This window comes from Bacillus sp. Marseille-Q1617 (assembly GCF_903645295.1).
In the GTDB taxonomy this organism is placed as follows: Bacteria; Bacillota; Bacilli; order Bacillales; family Bacillaceae_B; genus Rossellomorea.
Genome location: NZ_CAHJXM010000001.1, coordinates 1501041 through 1523469 on the forward strand (window position 1 = coordinate 1501041; position 22429 = coordinate 1523469).

General features: G+C 41.0%; 22 protein-coding genes. 15 read left to right on the forward strand and 7 right to left on the reverse strand.

Annotated elements, in window-relative coordinates; genetic code table 11:
- Window positions 1-148: 148 nt before the first annotated feature.
- The 3 genes from HWX64_RS07495 (at window position 149) to HWX64_RS07505 (ending at window position 3458) form a co-directional block, all read left to right on the forward strand.
- Entirely contained in the window at window positions 149-1486 is a 1338-nt protein-coding gene (locus HWX64_RS07495; protein ID WP_175988689.1) for a cytochrome ubiquinol oxidase subunit I, read from the forward strand.
- Between the two features lie 95 nt (window positions 1487-1581).
- The gene (locus HWX64_RS07500) at window positions 1582-2595 is read left to right on the forward strand and encodes a cytochrome d ubiquinol oxidase subunit II (RefSeq protein ID WP_175988691.1); all 1014 of its coding nucleotides are present in this window, start codon (window positions 1582-1584) and stop codon (window positions 2593-2595) included.
- Window positions 2596-2795: 200 nt separating this feature from the next.
- On the forward strand, window positions 2796-3458 hold the full coding sequence (locus HWX64_RS07505) for a TrkA family potassium uptake protein (protein ID WP_175988694.1): 663 nt from the start codon (window positions 2796-2798) through the stop codon (window positions 3456-3458).
- Window positions 3459-3500: 42 nt separating this feature from the next.
- Here HWX64_RS07505 and rnjA read toward each other — a convergent pair whose 3' ends face one another.
- Both rnjA and HWX64_RS07515 read right to left on the reverse strand, forming a co-directional pair.
- On the reverse strand, window positions 3501-5168 hold the full coding sequence (rnjA, locus tag HWX64_RS07510; protein WP_175988696.1) for a ribonuclease J1: 1668 nt from the start codon (window positions 5166-5168) through the stop codon (window positions 3501-3503).
- Between the two features lie 3 nt (window positions 5169-5171).
- The gene (locus tag HWX64_RS07515) at window positions 5172-5378 is read right to left on the reverse strand and encodes a DNA-dependent RNA polymerase subunit epsilon (protein WP_175988697.1); all 207 of its coding nucleotides are present in this window, start codon (window positions 5376-5378) and stop codon (window positions 5172-5174) included.
- Between the two features lie 732 nt (window positions 5379-6110).
- Between HWX64_RS07515 and HWX64_RS07520 the strand changes: the two genes are divergently transcribed.
- Complete coding sequence (locus HWX64_RS07520) at window positions 6111-6881, forward strand: Cof-type HAD-IIB family hydrolase (protein WP_175988699.1); 771 nt, start codon at window positions 6111-6113, stop codon at window positions 6879-6881.
- Between the two features lie 443 nt (window positions 6882-7324).
- Here the strand turns inward: HWX64_RS07520 and def are convergent, their stop codons facing one another.
- Window positions 7325-7879 (reverse strand): peptide deformylase, encoded by a 555-nt coding sequence (gene def, locus HWX64_RS07525; protein ID WP_175988701.1) that lies wholly within the window; start codon window positions 7877-7879, stop codon window positions 7325-7327.
- Between the two features lie 300 nt (window positions 7880-8179).
- Here def and HWX64_RS07530 point away from each other — a divergent pair, with 300 nt between their 5' ends.
- The 5 genes from HWX64_RS07530 to lpdA all read left to right on the forward strand — a co-directional run bounded on the left by HWX64_RS07530 (window position 8180) and on the right by lpdA (window position 14340).
- Entirely contained in the window at window positions 8180-8830 is a 651-nt protein-coding gene (locus HWX64_RS07530; protein ID WP_175988703.1) for a YkyA family protein, read from the forward strand.
- A gap of 499 nt (window positions 8831-9329) precedes the next feature.
- On the forward strand, window positions 9330-10445 hold the full coding sequence (gene pdhA, locus HWX64_RS07535) for a pyruvate dehydrogenase (acetyl-transferring) E1 component subunit alpha (RefSeq protein WP_175988705.1): 1116 nt from the start codon (window positions 9330-9332) through the stop codon (window positions 10443-10445).
- Window positions 10446-10448: 3 nt separating this feature from the next.
- Window positions 10449-11426: an alpha-ketoacid dehydrogenase subunit beta gene (locus HWX64_RS07540; RefSeq protein ID WP_175988707.1), complete on the forward strand. Its 978-nt coding sequence runs from the start codon at window positions 10449-10451 to the stop codon at window positions 11424-11426.
- 135 nt (window positions 11427-11561) lie between these two features.
- Window positions 11562-12926 carry a dihydrolipoamide acetyltransferase family protein gene (locus HWX64_RS07545; protein WP_175988709.1) on the forward strand — a complete coding sequence of 455 codons (1365 nt, stop codon included), beginning with the start codon at window positions 11562-11564 and terminating at the stop codon, window positions 12924-12926.
- A 4-nt stretch (window positions 12927-12930) separates the two neighbouring features.
- Entirely contained in the window at window positions 12931-14340 is a 1410-nt protein-coding gene (gene lpdA, locus HWX64_RS07550) for a dihydrolipoyl dehydrogenase (RefSeq protein WP_175988712.1), read from the forward strand.
- Window positions 14341-14456: 116 nt separating this feature from the next.
- On the opposite strand, the gene HWX64_RS07555 is transcribed toward lpdA, so the two are convergent.
- Complete coding sequence (locus HWX64_RS07555; RefSeq protein ID WP_175988714.1) at window positions 14457-14840, reverse strand: hypothetical protein; 384 nt, start codon at window positions 14838-14840, stop codon at window positions 14457-14459.
- A gap of 532 nt (window positions 14841-15372) precedes the next feature.
- On the opposite strand from HWX64_RS07555, the gene HWX64_RS07560 reads away from it, so the two are divergent.
- Complete coding sequence (locus HWX64_RS07560; RefSeq protein ID WP_175989677.1) at window positions 15373-16206, forward strand: polysaccharide deacetylase family protein; 834 nt, start codon at window positions 15373-15375, stop codon at window positions 16204-16206.
- A 457-nt stretch (window positions 16207-16663) separates the two neighbouring features.
- On the forward strand, window positions 16664-16783 hold the full coding sequence (locus HWX64_RS07565; RefSeq protein WP_074439988.1) for a GapA-binding peptide SR1P: 120 nt from the start codon (window positions 16664-16666) through the stop codon (window positions 16781-16783).
- A gap of 144 nt (window positions 16784-16927) precedes the next feature.
- Here HWX64_RS07565 and HWX64_RS07570 read toward each other — a convergent pair whose 3' ends face one another.
- A complete protein-coding gene (locus HWX64_RS07570) occupies window positions 16928-18397 on the reverse strand; it encodes an aminotransferase class I/II-fold pyridoxal phosphate-dependent enzyme (protein WP_175988716.1) in 1470 nt (489 codons plus the stop codon).
- A 215-nt stretch (window positions 18398-18612) separates the two neighbouring features.
- Here HWX64_RS07570 and HWX64_RS07575 point away from each other — a divergent pair, with 215 nt between their 5' ends.
- Window positions 18613-19575, forward strand: a complete 963-nt coding sequence (locus tag HWX64_RS07575; RefSeq protein WP_303049466.1) for a nitronate monooxygenase family protein — start codon at window positions 18613-18615, stop codon at window positions 19573-19575.
- Between the two features lie 18 nt (window positions 19576-19593).
- On the forward strand, window positions 19594-19866 hold the full coding sequence (locus tag HWX64_RS07580) for a UPF0223 family protein (RefSeq protein ID WP_175988720.1): 273 nt from the start codon (window positions 19594-19596) through the stop codon (window positions 19864-19866).
- Window positions 19867-19918: 52 nt separating this feature from the next.
- Here HWX64_RS07580 and HWX64_RS07585 read toward each other — a convergent pair whose 3' ends face one another.
- Window positions 19919-20539: a YktB family protein gene (locus HWX64_RS07585; RefSeq protein ID WP_175988722.1), complete on the reverse strand. Its 621-nt coding sequence runs from the start codon at window positions 20537-20539 to the stop codon at window positions 19919-19921.
- A gap of 175 nt (window positions 20540-20714) precedes the next feature.
- Here HWX64_RS07585 and HWX64_RS07590 point away from each other — a divergent pair, with 175 nt between their 5' ends.
- Entirely contained in the window at window positions 20715-20915 is a 201-nt protein-coding gene (locus tag HWX64_RS07590; RefSeq protein ID WP_368495575.1) for a hypothetical protein, read from the forward strand.
- A 270-nt stretch (window positions 20916-21185) separates the two neighbouring features.
- A complete protein-coding gene (locus HWX64_RS07595) occupies window positions 21186-21977 on the forward strand; it encodes an inositol monophosphatase family protein (protein WP_175988724.1) in 792 nt (263 codons plus the stop codon).
- A 61-nt stretch (window positions 21978-22038) separates the two neighbouring features.
- Here the strand turns inward: HWX64_RS07595 and HWX64_RS07600 are convergent, their stop codons facing one another.
- Complete coding sequence (locus tag HWX64_RS07600) at window positions 22039-22224, reverse strand: YlaF family protein (RefSeq protein WP_175988725.1); 186 nt, start codon at window positions 22222-22224, stop codon at window positions 22039-22041.
- Window positions 22225-22429 lie beyond the last annotated feature (205 nt).

Here is a 22429-nt window from a genome sequence, read left to right on the forward strand (position 1 = left end):
TATAACCAAACTAAAGTTTGTGAAAAACGTCACAAAATATTCATGTTCAATACATCACAAACTCTTCAAAAGGTTTTATAATAACCAATAAGTGATAAATAGTAAGTATTCGTTATTAACTGAAATAACTGGTAGGGGGATTAATGAAATGGTATTAGATAGTGTGATATTGAGTAGAATGCTGACATCCACGACCCTCGCGTTTCATATTATTTTTGCGACGATTGGTGTAGGGGTGCCAATTATGATATCGATTGCTGAATTTGTGGGGATCAAGCGTAATGATCCCCATTATATTTTACTGGCAAGAAGGTGGGCGAGAGGATTTACGATTACCGTGGCAGTAGGGGTTGTTACGGGTACGGCGATCGGGCTCCAGTTGTCCATGTTATGGCCTGCATTCATGCAGGTAGCAGGGCAGGTTATCGCACTGCCGCTGTTCATGGAAACATTTGCGTTTTTCTTTGAAGCTATTTTTCTTGGAATCTATTTATATACGTGGGACCGCTTCAAGAATAAGTGGATTCACTGGTTGTTGACCATTCCCGTCATGATCGGGTCTTCTGCTTCGGCTTTGTTCATTACGACGGTAAATGCGTTCATGAACACACCACAGGGGTTTGAGCTGAGTGATGGGAAAGCGATCAATATCGATCCGATTGCAGCCATGCTTAACCCTGCGACACCAACAAAGGTATTTCATGTACTGACGACAGCATATCTGACTTCAGCTCTGATCTTGGCAGGTATTACGGCTTTTGCGATTTTAAAGAAAAAGGGAAGCGAGTATCATCGCAAGGCTCTCCGCTTAACGATGGTATCCGCGCTTATTTTTGCGTTTGCGACAGCGTTGGCAGGGGATTTGTCTGCCAAGTTCCTCGCTGAGTACCAGCCTGAAAAACTGGCTGCTGCGGAGTGGCATTTCGAAACCGAGAAAAACGCGGATTTGATTGTGTTCGGTACTTTGGATGAGAATAACGAGGTCCATAACGAAATCAGGCTTCCCGGATTTCTGAGCTTTTTAGCCGGCAGTTCTTTCGAGCATGAAGTAATCGGATTAAACGAGACGCCGGAGGATGAAAGACCGCCATTATGGATTCACTATTTATTTGATCTCATGGTTTCAATCGGATTCTACAGTATCTTCATATCAGGGGTGTTCATCCTTTTCTGGAAATGGAAGAAACGGAATGAATGGAACAAGCCTCTGTTATGGGGGATCGTGGCAAGCGGTCCGCTTGCAATGCTGGCAATCGAATTCGGCTGGATTTTTGCAGAGGTAGGACGCCAGCCGTGGATCCTCCGAGGCTATATGAAAGTGGCGGATGCTGCGACGAAAGCTGATGGTGTCGGCTTGACGTTTGTGATGTTTGTTGCACTATATATTCTGCTCGGGATTTTATGTGTAGTCGTATTAATCAAAATGTTCAAGAATAAACCGGCAGAAGCTGAGCTGGAACAGCGTTTTCCTAAACGCACTGAATGACTCGGACAGCCCCTTAAAAGATAAACTGTTTTCTAAAGTGTTTTGAATCGAAGGGGCTGCTGTTTAACTCTAGGTTTAATAAAGGAGGAATGGCTATGAGTTTGGAAATAGTGGGGATTACAGTGTTATGGATCTTCCTTTATGGTTATCTCATTGTGGCATCGATTGATTTCGGAGCCGGTTTCTTTGCTTTTTATGGTAGGTTGAAAAATAAGGAGCATACGTTGAATGTACTGATTAGCCGGTACTTGTCCCCCGTATGGGAAGTGACAAATGTTTTCTTTGTGTTCTTTTTCGTAGGGCTTGTCGGTTTTTTCCCTGATGCAGCCTATTATTATGGAACTGCTTTGCTGATACCAGGGAGTATTGCCATCATACTGCTTGCCATTCGTGGAAGCTTTTATGCATTCAATAATTATGGTTCAAAGGAAAACATCATCTATCTTTTTCTTTACGGAGCGACAGGGTTATTGATTCCGGCTTCCTTATCAACAGCTTTGACGATTTCTGAAGGAGGATTTCTCGAAGTGGCAGACGGCAATGTTACATTCCTGGCGGGAGAATTGTTTACAAGCCCTTATTCTTGGAGCGTGGTTGTTCTGTCTATTGTTTCTGTTTTGTTTATCAGTGCAGCCTTTTTGACTTATTACGCAGATAGGGCAGGGGACATGGATTCACGGGAAGTATTGAGGAAGTTTTCATTGTTCTGGAGCCCTCCAACCATATTGGCCAGTTTTTTGGTTTTTGTTGGGCTCAGGGAGCATAATCAAGAACATTTTATGAATGCGCTTGATATCTGGTGGATGTTCGGGCTTTCATTAGCCAGTTTTTTGGCGGCATCTTACCTGATTTACAAACGTAAGAAGTTCGGAACGGCATTTGTATTGGTCATGCTTCAGTTTTTCTTTGCATTCTTTGGATACGGCGCATCCCATTTGCCATATATCTTGAAACCGTATATAACGATTGAATCTAGTGTAACTAACCCGACAATGGGTATGGCACTCGTGATTGCGTTTGTTGCAGGCCTGCTGCTATTGATCCCTTCTTTGATTTTACTTATGAGATTATTTTTGTTCGATGCAGACTATGTAAAAGGGAAGAAATGAAAAACAACCTCAGGTATAACCTATTGAACAGCTTCTGAGGAATTGCAGTAACAGTGAAAATTCATCGGCGGATGAAAGCGGAAAATCATGTGATCCTAACATGATTTTCTGCTTTTTTTACCTTACAAAATCGATATCATGATAAACTTCATGCTAAAATAAAGATATGAATGTTACTGGAAAATCTGGGGGAATTTATTATGAAAAAAGAATTTGTAGTGATAGGCTTGGGGCGGTTCGGCGGAAGCATCGTCCGTTCTTTGACCGACCAGGGGATGGAAGTGATGGCCATCGATCAGGATGAAGATAAAGTAAATGAATTTTCATCTATTGCTTCCCATGCCGTTGTGGCAGATTCAACGGACGAATCCGTTTTGAAAAGCCTGGGGATCAGAAATTTCGATCACGTAATCGTTGCGATCGGTGATGATATTCAGTCCAGTGTATTGACTACGCTTATGTTAAAAGAAATAGGTGTCAAAAAGATTACCGTAAAAGCACAGAACGATTATCATGAAAAAGTCCTTCGAAAAATAGGGGCCAATCAGGTTGTACATCCAGAACGCGACATGGGGAGAAGAATCGCTCATAATATTATTTCCAACAACGTACTGGATTACCTTGAGCTTTCTGATGAACATTCCATTGTAGAGATTGTCGCAAATGAACATTTGGCTGGAAATACACTGATTGATCTCGATATCCGTGCCAAGTATGGAATCAATATTGTAGCCATCAAACGAGAAAGGGATATAATCGTTTCCCCTCAGGCTGACGAGCAAATCAGGGTGGGGGATATCCTGATCGTCATTGGTGCCGACACAGATATCAACCGGTTTGAAAAGAAGGTTTTTTCCCTATAGCCCATATGAAAAGGCTCAGAGCAAATGCTCTGAGCCTTTTTATTAAACTTCCATGATGATTGGTAATATCATTGGACGTCTTTTCGTTTTTTCATATAAGAATGGAGCCAATGTATCAGTGATTTCATTCTTGATTTCAGACCACTGAGAAGTTCTTCTTTCAAGAACTTTGTTTAGATGCTTGGCAATCAGATTCTGAGCTTCATTGATTAGATCACCGGATTCACGCATATAAACGAATCCTCTTGAAATCAAATCAGGGCCTGAAGCAATCTTGAACTCCTTCATATCGATACTAACGACTACAATGACAAGTCCTTCTTCAGAAAGGATACGGCGGTCACGCAATACGATGTTACCGATATCGCCAATCCCGCTTCCATCGATATAGACATTTCCTGAAGGGATTTTACCTGCTACCTGGGCAGAGTCGCTGCTAAGCGCAAGCACTTCTCCATTATCCATGATGAAGCAGTTTCCTTCTTGCACGCCGCAATCCACACCGATTTGCGCATGCATCTTCTGCATTCTGAACTCACCGTGAATCGGCATGAAGAACGTCGGATTCATTAAACGGAGCATCAATTTCATCTCTTCCTGTCCGCCGTGGCCAGAAGTGTGTATATCGTTCAATGGACCGTGAATGACTTCAGCGCCGGCACGATACAGCAGGTTGATCGTGCGGTTAACACTGATCGTGTTCCCTGGAATTGGGGAAGAGGAGAATACAACGGTATCTCCAGGCTGTATCTGAATCTGGCGGTGAGTGCCATTCGCTATTCTTGATAATGCGGCCATTGGTTCACCTTGAGAACCGGTACAAAGAATGGCAACTTCGTTCGCTGGCAGGCGATTGATTTGGTTATGTTCGATGAACGTATCTTTAGGAGCATTGATATACCCTAATTCCTGCCCGATTGTAATGGCTGCTTCCATACTCCGGCCGAATACCGCTACTTTACGGTTATGGTAAACGGCTGCTTCAACCACCTGCTGAAGACGGTGAATGTTTGAAGCAAAGGTTGCAAAGATGACACGTCCGTCCACTTTGCGGAAGATATCATTGATGCTTTCTCCGACTTTGCGTTCCGACATTGTGAAGTTTGGAACTTCTGCGTTCGTACTGTCAGAAAGCAGGCAGAGAACTCCTTCTTTGCCGATCTCAGCCATTTTGGCAAGGTTCGCGGGCTCGCCGACTGGTGTGAAATCGAATTTGAAGTCTCCAGTGTGTACGACATTTCCAGGTGGTGTTTTAACGACGATTCCATAAGAATCAGGAATACTGTGTGTCGTCCTGAAAAAGGTCACAGATGTTTTACGGAACTTGATCACATCATCTTCTTGAATGACATTCAGCTTGGCATTCCTTAATAAACCGTGTTCTTCCAGTTTATTTTTAATAAGGCCAAGAGCAAGCTTGCCTCCATAAATCGGGATGTTCAGTTCGCGGAGCAGGTATGGAATCCCGCCGATATGGTCTTCGTGACCATGGGTGACGAAGAGACCCTTGATTTTATCCGCGTTTTTTACAAGGTATGTGTAATCCGGGATTACATAGTCGATACCGAGCAATTCATCTTCAGGAAATTTAATTCCCGCATCGATTAAAATGATTTCGTCTTGAAATTGTACGCCGTATGTGTTTTTTCCGATTTCACCTAAACCGCCAAGGGCAAATACTGCGGTTTGATCATTCTTTACAAATTTCATTGATTATTTCTCCATCTCGAAAGAATGGTGGTTTTGTTCATACTCTAAAAAAGCGCCCTCTAGCTTCTGTACGAATTCAATGTTATAAGGTTTCTCTTTAAGTTTCTGGCGTACTTCTCTTTCTGATTCAGCTTCCATGTAAAGTGAATTTGTGCATTCGCGAACAGGCACTTCAGCTTTACTGTCTTGATAAAATACTTTGAAAATCATGTTTTTTCTCTCTCCTTATCCGTTTTCAAAAAATCTAACTTTCATCTATGATAAAAAAGTTATCAACTATGTCGACCAGGCATGCACAAGCCTGCCTGTCAAAAAGGAAGATGGTCACTGTAAGAGTGAAAACTCCTTAAGTCTTCTATTAATAAACAATAATAAAATGTAATCTACAATGATAATATTGATTATGTATGTTTTGATTATAAAGGATTCCCGGCAGTAAATAAAGTTTTACGAGGAACTCAAGGTAAAAATGATGTTAATAATAAGAGAGGGACCGAAACCAAAGGAGACGAATAAATGCTCGCTAATGGCCTCAGTCCCTAAACGTATAACATTCTTTTTTCTGCAAGAAACTAGTGTTGAAGGGAGTCAGTCTAAGCAATGGTTTTTCTTTTGAGAATATCTTTCCACTGTTTTAAAAGCTTCTTTCTTAGCTTCTTTAACATATGGCTCACTCCTTATCATTAGTTTACCGAGAATGTCCACTGAAGTAAAGGTGCAATCATGCTAACGTCTCTATTGTCTTACTTATAGTGTACGGAATTTATTGATTCTCTTACATGGATAAGTATGGTAATGGGTGAGGTTTGACAATTAAATTTGAAAGGTTTACGTTATAAAACGAATCATTCATATTATTCTATACGTTCTGTTACGCCGGTATTGGCCGGTATTGATAGAAAAAATAAATAACTTTTACAGAAGAAGCAAAAGGAGATCACAATGAAAAAAATAGTTTTCTTTGATATAGATGGTACACTGCTTGATCATGATAAAAAATTACCTGATGCGACTAAAGAAGCCATAAAGACGTTGCAGGCAAATGGGACGTATGTTGCCATTGCCACAGGCAGAGCTCCTTTTATGTATGAAGGGTTGAGGGAAGAACTGGGCATCGAATCATTTGTTTCTTTCAATGGTCAATATGTTGTCTTTGAAAATCAGGTCATCTATACGAACCCTCTTAATGTTGAAAAGCTTGAAGAACTGCTGCAGGACAGTCATAAAAACGAACACCCTGTGGTTCATTTGAATCATGAGACGATGAAGGCGAACCATAAACACCATCGCTACATCGAAGAAAGCATGGGAAGTCTGAAGTTCCCTCACCCGGGTTATTCTCCGGAATTCTATAAAGGTCGCGACATTTATCAGTCTCTCCTTTTCTGTCCTGCTGAAGAAGAAGGTTTCTATAGGGAAAAATACAAGGAGTTCACTTTTATCCGATGGCATCAATTCTCTATGGATATTCTTCCGGGAGGCGGGTCGAAAGCCGAAGGAATCAAGAAGATGATCGACCGGTTAGGATTTAAAATGGAAGATGTATATGCATTTGGGGATGGCCTTAATGATATTGAAATGCTTCAATCAGTAGGTACAGGGGTGGCAATGGGCAATGCTGTTACAGAAGTGCAGAAACATGCCAACATGATTACAAAGCCGGTCGACGAAGATGGAATCTACTACGGATTAAAAGAGCTTCAATTGATTTAAAATTATGCCGAGTAGTCTCTAATACCACTAATGATTTCCGTGCAAGACTACGCTTTCCGCGGGTAGCCCGTGAGCCTCCTCGTCACTGCGTTCCTGCGGGTGGGAAAAGCGGAGGGGCTTTGTTAAGATGCGGGTGGCATAAGGCGAATCGGCCACGAAGGCGTTCTTTGCCTTCTTGGCCGAGTTGACTTATGACATGTGCCTCTAAGCCCCGTAGCTAGACACGTCTCACATTAGCTACTCTTCCCGCAGGAGTCTTCGTCTTGCACTCCAATCAACCGCTGGAAAGGACGAACATTTAAATACACATTTAAACTTAAAACCCGAACTAACTTGCCAGCTGGAAGGCGAATTAGTTCGGGTTTTACTTAAGCTAAAACACTTTTGTCCAAGCGCTTTTTTACTTGTTCTATACTCTGCTGAGAGCATCTGCCTTTGTCATTCTATCTTTCGATGGCCAAAGCGCCGGGTATTGGTTCAAAAGGATTATCCTCGTTGATATGATCGTAAAACATGATGCCGTTCAAATGATCGATTTCATGTTGGAAAACGATCGCGGGGAGTCCTTTCAACCTGAGTTTCACTTCTTCTCCGTCTATGTTCCATCCCTTTACCGTGACTCTTCTGTAACGCGGGACGAATCCGGGAACCTGCCGATCAACCGATAAGCAGCCTTCCCCGGAAGCCAGATAAGCTTTTTCAACAGAATGACTGATAATCTTAGGATTAAACAAGGCATGGCTGTATAGTGTACCTTTCTCATCGACTACGTTAACAGCAAGCATTTTCTTTGATACATTTATCTGAGGTGCAGCCAGGCCGATTCCCGGTCTGAGACCATATTTGTTAGCGACCTCCGGATTCTGACTGTTCACTACATATTCAAGCAGACTTTTTAATATCTCCTTATCCTCTTGTGATGGAGGCAGGGATACTTCATCTGCCACTTTGCGAAGGGTGGGATGGCCTTCGCGGATGATGTCCTTCATCGTAATCATAAATCTTCCTCCTTACAACAATCAGCGGCGCTGTGTAATCAACAGTGTTCATACTCAATAATATATGTATTGACTTCTAATAAGATATACCAATATGCATAAAATAAGTCTAGCATTTTCTTGTTTAAAAGTTAACAAAACTTTCATTTATGAAGGAATACTTTGCAGTCCTTGTACATAGTTATGGATATAGGAGAATAGTCTAATCGACAAAAATTTCCACAGTTGTAAATCCCTATTGTCAAATGTTGTAGACGGCGATATAGTAGAAGTTGTTATATAGTTAAGGGGGATCTAGTTGTGTCAAAAATTCGTTTTGCTTTCGTTTTAGGAGCGGCCATTTTTATTCTTATGGGATGTATTGGAGGAGCTTCACCCCAGGAGAATATTTATAATGTTCTCGAAGAAACAGTGGCCAAGGAAGATCAATACGTTGAGGTACAGAAACCTATCCAGGGTTTAGAAAAGAAAGAAAAAGAAATCTATAATGAAATCATGAGCCTTGGGATGAAAGAATTCGATAAAATAGTAAAACTTTCTGATGACGCTCTTAAAAATATATCTGAAAGGTCAGATTATATTGAGAAAGAGCGTAAAGCTATGAACGAAGCAAAAGAAAAGTTTTCTGGTTTGGATGAATTTATTTCAAAGTTGGAAGATGACAAACTCAAAAATGAAGCGGATAAATTGGCAAAGACAATGGAACAACGCTACCAGCTTCATGCGAAATTGACTGATTCATACCTACAGGCATTAGCACAGGATAAAAAACTCTATGAATTATTTAAAAAGAAAGAATTGACGATGGAAGAATTAGAAAAACAGATTACCTCGATTAATGAAGCATACGACAAGACCATTAAGTTGAATGAGGAATACAATACGAAAACAGAGCAATTCAATAAACTTAAGCAAGGCTTTTATTCAACTGCAGAGATAGAGGTTGAATAAAAAGAATAGGATATAAGAAGAAAGGCAGCGGACGATATGTTCCAAGCCTTTCTTTTTTTTCGGTTAAACACGATATTGAAATATCCGCTTCTAAATTCAGCTCCCAAACCACCAATCATTACTCTATAACAGATGGTCGAACAGAGTTGGTTTATATATAACAGATGTCCAGGGCTGAGTGATACAGTTTTTTGGAAAATGGTTTTGGAAAGATAAAAGCTTATAAAGATATATTGAAATTATAATACTTTGTCGTTGACGAGACGTTTTTTTATATTGTAAACTATGAAAGGTAGTTAAAGTTGTATTAGTGAAACTGTGAAACAGACTAATACAGATAACCTAATATGTAAATATGGGTTTTCTTTCTTATTATTTGTGGAAAACTATCTATAATGTTCTTCGCAAGTAATGTGGTAGGTCATACTGAATTTGGGTACTCTAAACTTTGTATGTAAAAAACCAAAATAAATGTATACAGAAAGGATAGGTGACTTCGATGGCTTCTAAATCAAAGAAGGCACAATTCGATGCAGTTAAAACGCTCGAGCAGATTGAAGACAAGTTTGAAATGTTTCAAATTTTAAACGAAGAAGGCGAAGTAGTAAACGAAGACGCAATGCCGGAAATTTCCGATGAGGATCTTCAGGAATTAATGCGCCGCATGGTTTACACTCGTATTCTTGATCAAAGATCAATTTCCCTAAATCGTCAAGGACGTTTAGGTTTCTATGCACCGACAGCAGGACAGGAAGCTTCACAAATCGCTTCTCATTTTGCACTGGAGAAAGAGGACTGGATTCTTCCGGGATACCGTGATGTGCCTCAAATCATATGGCATGGCCTTCCATTATACCAGGCTTTCTTATTCTCCCGTGGACACTTTAAAGGCAATCAGCCTCCTGAAGGTGTAAATGTATTATCTCCACAAATCATCATCGGAGCTCAATACATTCAGACGGCAGGGGTAGCTTTAGGTCTTAAGAAGCGCGGCAAAAAAGCAGTTGCAATCACTTATACGGGTGACGGCGGTTCTTCACAGGGTGATTTCTATGAAGGAATCAACTTTGCAGGTGCTTATTCTGCTCCGGCTATTTTCGTTGTGCAAAACAATCAATTCGCTATTTCTACACCTCGTGATAAGCAGACTGCAGGTAAAACAATTGCTCAGAAAGCAGTTGCTGCAGGAATCCCTGGTATCTTAGTAGATGGAATGGATCCATTGGCAGTTTATGCAGTGACACGCGATGCAAGAGAACGTGCAGTAAACGGTGAAGGTCCTTCACTGATTGAGACAATGTGTTACCGTTACGGTCCACATACAATGGCTGGGGATGACCCTACTCGCTACCGTACTTCTGAAATGGATACTGACTGGGAGAAGAAAGATCCATTGGTGCGTTTCCGTAAGTTCCTTGAAGGAAAAGGATTATGGAGCGAAGAGAAAGAAAACGAAGTAATCGAAGAAGCGAAAGAAGATATTAAACAGGCTATCAAAAAAGCTGATGGAGAGCCTAAACAAAAAGTTACTGATTTCATCAATAACATGTTTGAAGAGCTTCCATACAACTTAAAAGAACAGCTGGAAATTTATAAAGAAAAGGAGTCGAAATAAGCCATGGCGCAAATGACAATGATTCAAGCGATCACTGATGCACTGCGCACAGAACTGCGTAACAACGAAGACGTATTAGTTTTTGGTGAAGACGTAGGTCTAAACGGCGGTGTATTCCGTGCAACGGAAGGACTTCAAAAAGAATTCGGCGAAGACCGCGTATTCGATACACCACTTGCAGAATCTGGAATCGGTGGTTTAGCGATCGGACTAGCATTAGAAGGGTTCCGTCCAGTTCCTGAAATTCAGTTCTTCGGTTTCGTATACGAAGTAATGGATTCCATCTCTGGACAAATGGCGCGTATGCGTTACCGTTCAGGCGGAACATATACTGCACCAATCACAGTTCGTTCACCATTCGGTGGAGGGGTACATACTCCGGAGCTGCACGCTGACAGCTTAGAGGGCTTAATGGCTCAACAGCCAGGGTTGAAAGTGGTAATCCCTTCAACACCTTATGATGCAAAGGGATTATTAATTTCATCTATTCGCGATAACGACCCTGTAATCTTCCTTGAGCACATGAAATTATACCGTTCATTCCGTCAGGAGGTACCTGAAGAGGAATACACAATCGAATTAGGCAAGGCGGAAGTGAAGCGCGAAGGTAAAGATCTTTCCATCATCACTTACGGTGCGATGGTTCACGAATCGATCAAAGCTGCTGAAGAACTTGAAAAAGACGGATATTCAGTAGAGGTTGTTGACTTGCGTACGGTAAGTCCGCTTGATATCGATACCATCATGGCTTCTGTTGAAAAGACAAACCGTGCGATCGTGGTTCAAGAAGCTCAAAAGCAAGCAGGTATCGCAGCGAATGTCGTGGCTGAAATCAATGACCGTGCAATCCTGAGCCTTGAAGCACCTGTACTTCGTGTAGCAGCGCCGGATACAGTTTACTCTTTCTCTCAAGCAGAGCCTGTTTGGCTTCCTAACCATAAAGATGTTATTGAGACAGCTAAGAAAGTACTTGAATTCTAATTGATTCACATGTGAAGACAGAAGGGTTCATTCCCTTCTCTTTTCCCATTTAAGCAGAGTTATTAGACAGATAAAAATAGAAAAAAGATAGTAAACATTCATCTATATTATTATTCAATACAGGAGGTAGAATCCATGTCTTTCGAATTCAAATTACCGGACATCGGTGAAGGTATTCATGAAGGTGAAATCGTTAAATGGTTTGTAAAACCTGGCGATAAAGTAGAAGAAGACGATGTACTATGTGAAGTCCAAAATGATAAAGCAGTAGTTGAAATTCCATCTCCAGTAGCTGGAACGGTTGAAGAGCTCCTAGTGGATGAAGGGACTGTAGCTGTTGTAGGGGATACATTGATTAAATTTGATGCGCCAGGCTATGAAGACCTTCAATTTAAAGGAAGCGATAGCGATAGCGCTAAGAAAGAAGACGCTAAAGCGGAAGAAAAAACAGAAGGTCAAGTTCAAGGTACAGCTGAACAAGGTCAGGATGTTGACAAGGATGCTTCTCCTGAAGCCGAAGAAGAAAAAGCAGCAGGTACTCCGAATGCGGATGTTGAGGTTGATCCAAACAAACGGGTAATTGCGATGCCGTCTGTTCGTAAATATGCAAGAGAAAAAGGTGTTGAAATCCGTCAAGTTTCCGGTTCCGGTAAAAACGGCCGTGTAATGAAAGAAGATGTTGATTCATTCTTAAGCGGCGGAGGAGCTAAAGCTGAAGCTGCAGAGGCGAAAGCAGAAGAGAAAGCACCTGCTCAGGAAGAAACAAAAGCAGCTGCCCCTAAAGCTCCGGAAGGCGACTTCCCAGAAACACGCGAGAAGATGAGTGGAATGCGTAAAGCAATCGCTAAAGCGATGGTTAACTCTAAGCACACTGCACCTCACGTGACATTGATGGATGAAGTGGATGTAACGAAGCTTTGGGCTCACCGTAAGAAATTCAAAGAAGTTGCTGCAGAAAAAGGCGTTAAACTGACTTTCTTGCCATACATCGTAAAAGCTCTGACAAGCGCACTGCGTGAGTTCCCTGCATTAAATACGTCAATCGACGATTCTACAAGCGAAATCGTTCAAAAACATTACTACAACATCGGTATCGCTGCAGACACAGACAAAGGTCTATTAGTGCCTGTCGTGAAAAATGCAGACCGCAAATCAATGTTCTCGATTTCCAATGAAATCAATGAACTGGCTGGTAAAGCACGTGACGGTAAACTATCAGGCGATGAAATGAAAGGTGCATCTTGCACAATCACGAATATCGGTTCTGCCGGCGGTCAATGGTTCACTCCTGTAATCAACCATCCAGAGGTTGCTATCCTTGGAGTAGGCCGTATCGCTGAAAAACCTGTAGTTAAAAATGGTGAAATTGTAGCAGCACCTGTGTTAGCATTATCATTGAGCTTCGATCACCGTATGATTGATGGAGCTACTGCTCAACATGCACTTAACCATATTAAGCGTTTGTTGAACGATCCAGAATTATTATTAATGGAGGCGTAATGCGATGGTAGTAGGAGATTTCCCAATTGAAACAGATACTATAGTAGTTGGTTCAGGTCCTGGTGGATATGTTGCAGCGATTCGTGCAGCACAACTTGGACAAAAAGTAACGATCATTGAAAAAGGAAACATGGGCGGCGTTTGTTTGAACGTTGGTTGTATCCCATCAAAAGCACTTATCACTGCAGGACACCGTTTTCATCAAGCGCAGCATTCCGATGATATGGGGATCGTTGCAGAGAACGTAAAGGTTAACTTTGACAAAGTTCAAGAATGGAAAGCCGGCGTAGTCAAAAAGCTTACCGGTGGTGTAGAAGGACTTCTAAAAGGTAACAAAGCAGAAATCGTTCGCGGTGAAGCTTACCTTGTAGACCAAAACACATTGCGTGTCATGGATGATAACTCTGCACAAACATATAAGTTCAATAACTTGATTCTTGCAACTGGTTCACGTCCGATTGAAATTCCTAGCTTCAAGTTCTCCAAGCGTGTCCTTGATTCAACAGGTGCATTGGCACTTGAAGAGATCCCAGGCAAGCTTGTTGTAATCGGCGGCGGATATATCGGTACTGAACTTGGAACTGCCTATGCAAACTTAGGTTCTGAGGTAACAATTCTTGAAGGTGCTGACGATATCCTTAGCGGGTTCGAAAAGCAGATGACAACAGTTGTTAAAAAGGGACTGAAGAAAAAAGGTGTTGAAGTTGTCACGAAAGCAATGGCTAAGGGCGTTGAAGAAAGTGACAGCGGAGTCGTTGTTAAATACGAAGTAAAAGGCGAAGAGAAATCTGTCGAAGCAGATTATGTACTGGTTACAGTAGGTCGTCGTCCTAATACAGATGAAATCGGTCTTGAAGAAGTGGGAATTGAAATGACAGACCGCGGTGTTATCAAAATTGATAAACAATGCCGTACGAATATCCCTAATATCTTTGCGATTGGTGATATCGTAGATGGACCGCCACTTGCACACAAGGCATCTTATGAAGGAAAAATCGCTGCTGAGGTAATTGCTGGTGAGCCGGCTGAAATTGATTATCTTGGAATTCCTGCGGTATGCTTCACAGATCCGGAACTTGCAACAGTAGGTTATTCCGAAGCTGAAGCAAAGGAAGAAGGAATTGAAGTTGTTGCAGCTAAATTCCCATTTGCTGCAAATGGCCGTGCTTTGGCACTTAATTCTTCTGAAGGCTTCATGAAACTTGTGACTCGTAAAGAAGACGGTCTGATCATCGGAGCTCAAATCGTTGGCTCTGGTGCATCTGATATGATCGCTGAACTTGGTCTTGCGATTGAATCTGGAATGACTGCTGAAGATGTTGCGATGACAATCCATGCACATCCTACACTTGGTGAAATTTCCATGGAAGCAGCAGAAGTTGCGATGGGAAGCCCGATCCATATTGTAAAGTAAAGATGAATAAAAAGATGACCCTTGTATTAATCAAGGGTCATCTTTTTTATATATAGGAAAAAAGTTTTTTGGGCCATCAACATGTACTTCATCCATGGTTCATGATAAACGGGCGGTCACCATTCTTCAATAGCATTCGAAACTGATTTTACAATCTTATTCTTATGGGTTTTCCCCGTGATTTTAGTGACAACCTGATTGTTATCTACCACGACAATGGCAGGATAGACAGGGGATTGGACTTTTGGGTTAGATTTATCTGAACTGTAATTTACAACTTCGAGGTGTTTGAGGTCTTCGGGATACTTATTCTTAAGTTCAATAATGGCATCATAATATGCAACTTCTTTAGACATATTTCGTTCATCGGTGAAAAATATGACTTGTCTTTCTATGAATCTATCCTCGGCCAACACTACCTTATCTGCAGCTATATCATTACATGAAGTGAGAAGTAACGCTGTTGATGCTAACATAATCAAGGTAAGTAAATGTTTCATACATCATCCTCTTTTCTTAGCGATGCCCATAAACTTAAGTGATAATGCGTATAAAGACCTATTCGTTGGTCACATTTTATCATATGCAAAAATGGAATAGGGATAAGTCATTAAAATGTTACAGAAATGAAAAGACATCAATAATGAAAGTAACATTGAACGAATATACTATTTTAAGGCATTTAACGGTAGAAATACTCAAGATAAAGGGTGTTTTACATGAAATTTTATGTTGCTTTTCTTATTCAGATGATATTATGGAGTATTTTTTATGTTGCAGAATGGATATCGGTTAAAGATCATGTGGAATATAAATGGATCATGTTTGTACTGTTTTTTTATTTGGCTTTTGTAGCAGCAAAAAAAATCGTCCAGTCGAGAAAACTTACTCTATTTGTAACATCATTCAGCCTATCTTGTTTTTTTGCTTTCAAGTTATTGTTCGAGAATATAATGGAAATCTTTTAATTCTTATCCAGATACGCACAAAATATGTTAAAATATTCAAAGTGAATGATGAAAGGTGAGAATGATGAAAAAGATTATCACAACAGGATTGGCATTGTTTTTATTGACTGCATGTTCAAATGAACCTGCAAATGTAACGAAAGAACCTGCACCGGCAGAAGATTCGGAAGATAAGACAGAAAATGTAGAAGAACCAGATGCAACTGAAACAGAAGACAATCAAGAAGATAAAGTCGCTTCAGAAGAGGCAGAAGAAGTGGTACAAGAGCCTCAATACAAAATAAATGAAAACAATTGGAGCATTGAACCGATTGCTAATCAAAATGCCAAAGTCGTACTTTTAACGATAGATGATGCTCCTGATAAACACGCATTGAAAATGGCGGAAGATTTGAAAGCGGTGGATGCACCGGCAATCTTTTTTGTGAATGGCCATTTTCTTGATACTCCGGAAGAAAAAGAAGTCTTAAAAAAAATCCATGATATGGGGTTTGTGATTGGGAACCATACGTACAGTCATAGTTCACTGCCCGACCTTACCCCGGAAAAACAAAAAGAAGAAATCATTTCATTGAATGACCTGGTCGAATCCATTACCGGAGAGCGCCCCAAATTCTTCAGAGCTCCTTTTGGACAGAATACAGACTACAGCAGACAGATTGCAGCCGAAGAAAAGATGGCCCTCATGAATTGGACTTACGGCTATGATTGGGTGAAAGAATATCAAACGAAAGAAGCCATAACGGATATCATGGTGAACAGCCCATTCCTGAATGAAGGCGCAAACCTCCTCATGCACGACCGGACATGGACCAGCGAAGGCTTGACAGACATCGTCAAAGGTCTCAGGGAAAAAGGTTACGAAACCCTCGACCCAAACAAAATCCAAACCCCATAACCAACTGCCAAAAAACCTGATTGTTAAACATTCAGGTTTTTTTATTTTTTCAGCTTTTATTTAATTATCACGGATCTATTTTTTTTGGAGGGAAAACTATTCTTCTTTCATTTAGTAAATCTGATTTTAACCCGTTTCAGCAGTTGATTGGAGTGCAGGACGAAGACTCCTGCGGGAAAAGCGAAGCAGTGGAGACCCCGCAGGCGAATAGCCGAGGAGGCTCCACGCTCGCCCGCGGAAAGCGAAGTCCAGCACGGAAATCAACTGCGGCATTAAGAAGCACAAATAGGTATTTGAGGAATTACCAACGCATAGAATTAAATAATATGATTAATTAAAAGAATAAAAACTTAAATATGTTATACAATTTAAGGTTGATTTTTTAAATGTGTTATATTATTATAGAATCAGTTAAGATAAAACGCTTACAAAACATCATTAAAGGAGAGGAAAAAAGATGGGAACAATTGTTTGTCAATCATGCCTGAATACCATTGAACATTACGAAGATGAGAAGGTTTCTGTTTTATTCTCTAATTGCTGCGAATGTAATGATGATGTAGAAATAGACGATTAATCTTTAGGGGTTATACGGAGACAGACTTAAAGGGGTAAAAATATAGGAAAAGGTGAAGAAGTTCGTCTTCTTCACCTTTTTATTGTTGGATTAAACAAAAAAAGAGACCCCATTTGAATGATGGGGTCTCTGGAAGTGAATGGATTATCTTATAGCACGATGTTCTTTTATTACCCGCAAATGCCGCAGGTCATAATCCTCAGGTCCCTGGACGGGCAGGCCTGCTTCGATGTTCGTCTTGATATAATTGATGTTTTCCTTAGTAATGATTTCACCAGGTATGAAAATTGGGATACCTGGAGGATATACCATGATAAATTCTGCAATCGTCCGTCCGGCAGATTCATCAATCGGAATGACTTCTGTTTCTGCGTAGAAGGCATCACGGGGCGTGATTGCCAGAACAGGAATATCAGGCAGCATCACAGTTGCAGGAGTGATGTCTCCATGTTTTTTTAATTGACTTGCGAGCTCTCGTAAAGCAGCAACTAGTTGATTGCCTTCGATTTCAGTATCACCTGGTGTGATGATGCAAAGGATGTTGTAAAGATCGGACATCTCCACCTCAATATTATAAGCTTCACGCAGCCATTTTTCAGCGTCGAACCCACTGATCCCCAGTTCTTTTACTGATACGATCAATTTTGTAGGGTCAAAATCATGGGTAGCCTTGGTACCTAGGATTTCTCTGCCCACACAGTAAAGGCCGTCGATCGTATTGATGTCATCCCTTATTTTTTCGGACAGTCTTATGGTAGAACTGATCAGTTCATGACCTTCCGTTGCCAGGCGTTTCCTTGCTACATCCAATGATGCCAAGAGCAGGTAAGAGGTAGAAGTTGTCGTCAGCATACTTAAGATGGTTTGCACCCTTTTAGCGGAAACCAGCCCTTCTTTCATATTCAGGACAGAGCTCTGAGTCATCGATCCTCCCAGTTTGTGTACACTCGTCGCTGCCAGGTCTGCACCTGCCTGCATGGCTGAAAGGGGTAAATCATCGTGAAAATGAATATGGACACCATGCGCTTCATCCACCAGGACGGGCACGTCAAATGAATGAGCGATTTCAACGATTTTCTTCAAGTCTGCTGAAATTCCAAAATAAGTTGGATTGATGACAAGTACACCTTTGGCATCGGGATGCTGTTCCAATGCTTTAGCAACTGCGTCTGTAGTGATCCCATGGGAAATTCCCAGATCTTCGTCAATATCCGGATGGATGAAAATCGGGGTTGCTCCTGAGAAAACAATCGCGGTCATAACGGACTTATGGACGTTTCTTGGAACGATGATTTTATCGCCAGGTCCACATACGCTCATCACCATGGTCATGATGGCTCCGCTTGTACCTTGGACGGAGAAGAAAGTATGGTCGGCACCAAACGCTTCAGCTGCAAGGTCCTGTGCTTTTTTGATCATACCTTTGGGCTGATGCAGGTCATCCAAAGGGCCGATGTTGATCAAATCGATACTGAGGGCATTTTCTCCGATGAATTCTTTGAATTCGGGATCCATGCCAGCCCCTTTCTTATGACCGGGAATATGAAACTGTACTGGATTCTTTTTACTATGTTCAATTAAGCCGGTAAACAACGGCGTTTCATTTTGAGACAATTCATTCAACACCTCTTTGATATGTTTGGGTATATTTACAATATTATCTGATTTCGGAAAAACAGAATACCATTATCAATAATAGTCTTTTCAAACAAAAGAATTATAGCATTTAGGTTTTTCTTTGCATAGTGGTATTTGCCCATACTCTATTCATTTTAATCATCTTGAAGGAAATTATTTATCTAATAAAGAATACGTGTATAGTAGGAGGGGTGAAAGTGAACTGGACGACTAGAGTAACCGAATTATTAAACATTCAATATCCCATCATTCAGGGAGGGCTGGCTCACCTGGCATATGCAGAACTTGCAGCTGCAGTATCAAATGCCGGGGGGCTGGGGCAAATCACTGCAATGTCCCTTGATCATCCTGAAGAGCTTCGGGAAGAAATCAGGAAAGTGAAGAAGTTGACGGATAAGCCTTTTGGGGTGAACTTTGCCATTGGACAGCATGGCCGTCCCTTCGAAAAGTTTGTTGAGGCAGCAATTGAAGAGGATGTTCCCATTGTCTCGATTACTGGAGGGAACCCGGCACCGTTATTTAAGCAGTTGGAAGGGACAAGGATTATTAAAATGGTGCTCGTGGCTTCTAAAAGGCAGGCAATCAAAGCTGAGGAACTTGGCGCGGACGTTGTCATGGCGGTCGGTCATGAGGGTGGAGGTCATTTAGGTAAAGATGATATTGGAACGTTCGTTTTGATTCCAGGTGTAGTCGATGCTGTATCGATACCAGTCATTGCTTCAGGGGGCATAGGTGATGGAAGAGGGCTGATGGCAGCTTTAAGCTTCGGTGCTGAGGGGATTGAGATGGGTACCAGGTTTATTGCTACCAAGGAATGTGTACACGCATCAGAAGAATATAAACGAGCCTTGTTAGAGGGGAATGAGAATGATACAGTAGTGATTAAACGTTCTCTCGGTGCCCCGGCAAGGGCCATTTCTAATAACTGGACCGAAAAGATCCTTCAGGAAGAACAAACGGGATCAGGATATGAAGGATTAAAAATGCTGATCAGCGGGGAAGCTAATAAGCGTTATATATATAAAGGTTCAAGTGAAGAGGGGTTTGGATGGGCAGGCCAGGTCATGGGTTTGATCACGGATATCCCAACCGTTGATTGCCTGATAAAGAGGATGGTCAGCGAGGCAGAGAGTATTCGCAGAAAATGGAATTAATCAAGGAGTGTTGCTTCAATGGAATATCAATATCCATTATCTATAGATTGGACGACTGAGGAAGTGATTGATGTCATTTCTTTCTTCGAAGCAGTTGAAAAAGCGTATGAAAAAGGAATTAAAAAAGAGGATATGATGGCTCGTTACCGTAAATTCAAAGAGATTGTCCCGAGTAAATCGGAGGAGAAAAAAATCTGCAATGAATTTGAAGAATCGAGCGGATACTCTTTTTATCATGTAGTGAAAAAAATGAAAGAAGCCGGTGATGAAACAGTCTTGATCACCATGTAGTAAAAAACGACAGCCAGATGGCTGTCGTTTTTTTAAAACATACTAAGATGGTTTAGTTCATTTTATAAAGGGGTAAAAGTGTTTCAAAGGCACTATCAACTTTATTGATCAGCTCATCACCGCTTAGTTCAGTCACTGTTTTCCGATCCAAGTGAAGACCGCACAGAAGCTCAGCTTTCTTTACTTTTTGTACTCTTTCACTTAATGCCAGGAATTCGTCCCGGGACATAGAAGAAAATGATTCAGCTTCCGGCTTTGTATGATCGCCTGACCATACAAACTCAGGAGGAATAATCTCTCTTATCTTATCAGCATTTTCTTCAACTTTTTTACCGAATTCTGCTTTGTGTGGAGCTTCATAAATCATCGCGAACCAGATGAATAGATGGGTTTTCCATAAGCCTATTTGAAAGTGAGGGTGTTTCTTATAGCCGCGTTTATTATTGGCGAAGGCCACCCAGGTATCATCTGGCGGGTTTACAGATCGGCGTGCGTGCTTGGCTACATGATAAAACATTTCATCTCCGGTCAACGTGCTGAGAGCTGGTGAGAAGTATTCACCTAAATACTCAAGTTTAGGGCGTATATGCTGTTGAATGGCTTCCATTCTATTTTCTAATCCATTAATTGTAAACACATCAAAGTCTTTGTCACTAAATCCATTGAACTTCATTTTGCAGCCTCCTTATCTAATGGTCATATTTTAACACAAGGAAATGGATTAAATGTAGTAATGAGCTTTTCATTGGGTGTCTGCACATTTTAGTTACAAGATGAGATGAAATTTCATAATATGTATTAAATATTATCAGAACAATCAGATAAATCGAAAAACACGGAAGGGGTGCATGACCTTGAAACAAGTAATGAACACGTCAAAAAAACGTGATGTCCAGCAGCAGCGTTTAAATGTATTAAGACTCGAAATGGATTATGAACTAGCTGTATTGTTCGAAGCTATCCAAACAAAAAACAAAGAAAACCAGACAAAGTCAAAAGAAAAGCTAATGAATATTCGAGAAGAGTTAATAAAAATGAAAGCTTTATAAAGCTTTAATCCTTAGAGAGGGTATAAAGTAAATGATGGAAGGATCAGTATTGAACGTTTGAAGGCGAACTCCTATTTACATAAGAAGAGTTCGCTTTTTTGTCAGTTCATAAATAAAGATTGAAAAACTTGAATCCTGCCTTTTTTTCCATTAAGCTAAGGAGCTAAAGGAACATCAGAGATCATTCATCAAAAAGCAGTAATAGGGTAAAAATAAGGATTGAAAATGATCACTTCAGAATGTTTTCACTTAGTATTGGAGGTCAATAGTGTGACAAATTGGAAGGAAATAGACCAGAATGTTAGAGAATGGATCATGGAAGCAGGGAAGACGATCCGCGAATCCTTTAAAGCTGAATTGAATATTAAAACTAAATCCAATCGCAATGATTTGGTGACGGACATGGATGAATCGACAGAGCGCTATTTTATTGAAAAAATTCGGAATACATATAAAGATCATAAAATACTGGGTGAAGAAGGATTTGGAGATGAACTGAAGGAATTATCGGGAGTTACATGGATTATCGACCCGATAGACGGGACGATGAATTTTGTTCACCAGCAAAGAAACTTTGCCATCTCCATAGGCATTTATGAGAATCAGACAGGTGTACTGGGATATATTTATGATGTGGTTCATGATGAACTCTATCATGCAGAGCGAGGCAGCGGGGCCTACATGAACGACGTGAAGCTTCCCGCGCTTAACGAGGTTCCGGTAGAAGATTCCGTCATTGCACTAAATGCTCAGTGGATGACAACGAATAAGCGCATTGATCCAACAGTATTAGCGCCGTTGGTTCAAAAGGTAAGAGGGACCCGTTCATATGGATCGGCTGCGATTGAAATGGCTTATATTGCCGCTGGCAGATTGGATGCTTATATCAGTATGAGGTTAGCCCCTTGGGATTTCGCCGCAGGCAAGATCTTGATTGAAGAAGTAGGCGGGGTGGTGACTGACTTGGAAGGTAAAGAGCTTAACCCGTTAAACAAGAGTTCTTTATTTGTAGGGAAGCCTGGTCTGCATGAAACCATTATGACGGAATATCTTAAAAGCTGATATTATCTTGACCAACGTAAAAAGCTGAATGAGCTCATCATTCAGCTTTTTTACTTTATCTTTATAATTTTCCTTCTTCACGGTATCTCTTTTTCGTTGTAAAGCCGAACCCCATGATAATGATGAGAACAACCGTGCTTCCTGCTGCAAGCAATGGGCTTGCTAAACTTATTGAAATGGCGATACCCATCAGAGATACGGCAGCCAAAAAGGAAAACAGTACAAAGATCCATTTGATATTACCCATGTAAACACCTCCGGCAATATGTATTCATTGTTTGGTATGTGAAAAAATAAACACGAGCACCAATGAAACTGCTTACTTAAATTCTACCTAGATGAAGGAAAATGTGCAATGGAAAATTCGTTTGCCCGCGTCTCTTGTATAGAAGCCCCTTTCCTGACAAGTCTTGAGTGTGAAGCACATATAGGAAAGTTTTACTATCCGTCAT

Excerpts from the sequence above, each read along its gene's own strand:
- HWX64_RS07495 (WP_175988689.1), top strand. The coding sequence starts at position 149 with ATGGTATTAGATAGTGTGATATTGAGTAGAATGCTGACATCCACGACC.
- HWX64_RS07500 (WP_175988691.1), top strand. The coding sequence starts at position 1,582 with ATGAGTTTGGAAATAGTGGGGATTACAGTGTTATGGATCTTCCTTTAT.
- HWX64_RS07505 (WP_175988694.1), top strand. The coding sequence starts at position 2,796 with ATGAAAAAAGAATTTGTAGTGATAGGCTTGGGGCGGTTCGGCGGAAGC.
- rnjA (WP_175988696.1), bottom strand. The coding sequence starts at position 5,168 with ATGAAATTTGTAAAGAATGATCAAACCGCAGTATTTGCCCTTGGCGGT.
- HWX64_RS07515 (WP_175988697.1), bottom strand. The coding sequence starts at position 5,378 with ATGATTTTCAAAGTATTTTATCAAGACAGTAAAGCTGAAGTGCCTGTT.
- HWX64_RS07520 (WP_175988699.1), top strand. The coding sequence starts at position 6,111 with ATGAAAAAAATAGTTTTCTTTGATATAGATGGTACACTGCTTGATCAT.
- def (WP_175988701.1), bottom strand. The coding sequence starts at position 7,879 with ATGATTACGATGAAGGACATCATCCGCGAAGGCCATCCCACCCTTCGC.
- pdhA (WP_175988705.1), top strand. The coding sequence starts at position 9,330 with ATGGCTTCTAAATCAAAGAAGGCACAATTCGATGCAGTTAAAACGCTC.
- HWX64_RS07540 (WP_175988707.1), top strand. The coding sequence starts at position 10,449 with ATGGCGCAAATGACAATGATTCAAGCGATCACTGATGCACTGCGCACA.
- HWX64_RS07545 (WP_175988709.1), top strand. The coding sequence starts at position 11,562 with ATGTCTTTCGAATTCAAATTACCGGACATCGGTGAAGGTATTCATGAA.
- lpdA (WP_175988712.1), top strand. The coding sequence starts at position 12,931 with ATGGTAGTAGGAGATTTCCCAATTGAAACAGATACTATAGTAGTTGGT.
- HWX64_RS07555 (WP_175988714.1), bottom strand. The coding sequence starts at position 14,840 with ATGAAACATTTACTTACCTTGATTATGTTAGCATCAACAGCGTTACTT.
- HWX64_RS07560 (WP_175989677.1), top strand. The coding sequence starts at position 15,373 with ATGAAAAAGATTATCACAACAGGATTGGCATTGTTTTTATTGACTGCA.
- HWX64_RS07565 (WP_074439988.1), top strand. The coding sequence starts at position 16,664 with ATGGGAACAATTGTTTGTCAATCATGCCTGAATACCATTGAACATTAC.
- HWX64_RS07580 (WP_175988720.1), top strand. The coding sequence starts at position 19,594 with ATGGAATATCAATATCCATTATCTATAGATTGGACGACTGAGGAAGTG.
- HWX64_RS07585 (WP_175988722.1), bottom strand. The coding sequence starts at position 20,539 with ATGAAGTTCAATGGATTTAGTGACAAAGACTTTGATGTGTTTACAATT.
- HWX64_RS07590 (WP_368495575.1), top strand. The coding sequence starts at position 20,715 with ATGACCTTGAAACAAGTAATGAACACGTCAAAAAAACGTGATGTCCAG.
- HWX64_RS07600 (WP_175988725.1), bottom strand. The coding sequence starts at position 22,224 with ATGGGTAATATCAAATGGATCTTTGTACTGTTTTCCTTTTTGGCTGCC.